The following is a 2,072-nucleotide window of genomic DNA, read 5'->3' on the forward strand; positions in this document are numbered from 1 at the left end:
CTGGATCTGTGCGATGAGAGCGGACGGGTCTGTGTCCGGATGCAAGGGCTCACCTCCCGGGTACTGGAAGGGGGAGCTGGCGGTCCCGGTACAGAGACGCTGCTTCTGGAGCCGGTCTGGAAAGAGGCGGCATTCCGTCCGAATGTGCAGGCGCCGGAATTTGCCCGGCGGCTCGCCGTCATTTGCGAGCCGGGAGCGGACCTTGCCGGCGGTTCTCTCGGCGAAGTTCTCGGCGGCCGCTGCATTGTACTGAACGATGCGGGGCAGGCCATCGATCGGCGGTTTACCGCCTATGCCATGCGGGTGCTCGAAGAGATTCGGTCGATGCTGAACGATCAATCCGCCGCCGCTGTCTTTCTGCAGGTGGTCGTTCCTGCGGACGGTGAAGGACAGCTCTTGAGCGGCCTGTCCGGTCTGCTGCGAACCGCGCAACTGGAGAACCCGAAGTTTATCGGCCAACTGATCGAGGCGGAGGCGAAAGATCCGCAAGCGATGATCCGGCTCCTTGAAGAGAACGGACGGGTTCCGGCGGATAGCCGGATTCGTTACAGCGGCGGCATACGATACGTCGCCGGACTGCGCGAGGCGGAAGCGCCGGATCTGGAAGGAGTCCCTTGGAAGGCTGACGGTGTCTACCTCATCACCGGGGGTGCCGGAGAACTGGGACTGGTGTTCGCGAAGGAGATTGCGGCGCGTGCGCGGGGAGCGAAGCTGTTCCTGACGGGCCGTTCACCACTGGATGAAGCGAAGCGGGCGCGAATCGAAGAAGTGCGCGGGCTGGGCGCCCGGGTCGAATACAGACAGGTTGACGTAAGTGACGAAAGCGCGGGACATAGCCTGATTCGGGAGGTCCGGGAAGGATTCGGAGAACTGAACGGGATCGTACACAGTGCGGGTGTCGTACGCGACAGTTTCATATTGAACAAGACACACGAAGAGCTGCAAGCGGTGTTCTCGCCGAAAGCGACGGGTCTGCTGAACCTGGACCTGGCGACGAAGGAGATGCCGCTGGACGTCATCTTGGCCTTCTCTTCATTGGCCGGGTGCCTGGGGAATCAGGGCCAGGCCGATTATGCGGCGGCCAACGCATTTATGGACGGTTATGCGGCCTACCGCAATGGTCTGGTGAAGGCGGGGAAACGCCAAGGGAAGATGCAATCGATCAACTGGCCGCTTTGGGAAGCGGGAGGAATGGGAGTGGATGCGCAGACGGCGGAATGGATGCGGGAGCGGACCGGGATGACGGCGATGGGCCGGGCATCGGGCATCTGGGCCTTGTACCGGGCAATGGCGGCAGGAAGCGACCAAGTTCTTGTGGTGGAAGGCAACCGCAAGAAGCTGGAAGCTGTGCTGCTTGGTGAAGAGCTACAGCCGGAGCCGCGGAAGGCGCAGCCGGCCTTGGCCGGGGCAGGCATGGAGAACGCTGCGGGGGAAGAGATGAAACTCCGGGGCAAAACGGAGGATTATCTGAAGCGGCAGCTTGCCGGTGTCATCAAGCTGCCGGCCCACCGGATGGAGAGCGAAGCGCCGATGGAGAAATACGGGATTGATTCCATTATGGTGATGCAGCTGACGAATGAGCTGGAGAAGACATTCGGAGCGCTGCCGAAAACGTTGTTCTTCGAGTACCGGAATATCCGAGAGCTCGCCGGTTATTTTCTGAGCGCGCATAAAGAGCGAATGAAGGAGCTGCTGGGCGAGGGAGAGAGGGAGACGGAGCGCGTCGCTGCCGCGAATGAGGGACTGGCAAGCCTGGCAAGCCCTGGGGCGTTGCCAGCGGGTAGAATGCCGGGGAGCCGGCGAACCCGAGGCCGGTACACGACGGAACCGCTCCCGGCGAAGGAGCCAAAGAGCGAGGGAGCACAGGATATCGCCATCATCGGAGTGGCGGGGCGATATCCGGGGGCGAGGAATATACAAGAGTTCTGGACCAACCTGCAGGAAGGGAAAGACTGCATCACCGAAATTCCGGCCGACCGCTGGGATCACAGCGCCTACTTCGATGAGGAAAAGGGCAAGCCCGGCAAAACGTACAGCAAGTGGGGCGGATTTCTGGAAGGCGTGAACGAGTT

General features: G+C 61.7%; 1 protein-coding gene. It reads left to right on the top strand.

Going from position 1 to position 2,072, the window contains the following annotated elements:
* Positions 1-2,072 (top strand): beta-ketoacyl reductase (locus L692_RS28410; protein ID WP_036723166.1); only part of this gene is annotated, 2,072 nt, incomplete at both ends.

It is taken from the genome of Paenibacillus forsythiae T98 (assembly GCF_000520735.1).
Lineage (GTDB): Bacteria > Bacillota > Bacilli > Paenibacillales > Paenibacillaceae > Paenibacillus_AQ > Paenibacillus_AQ forsythiae.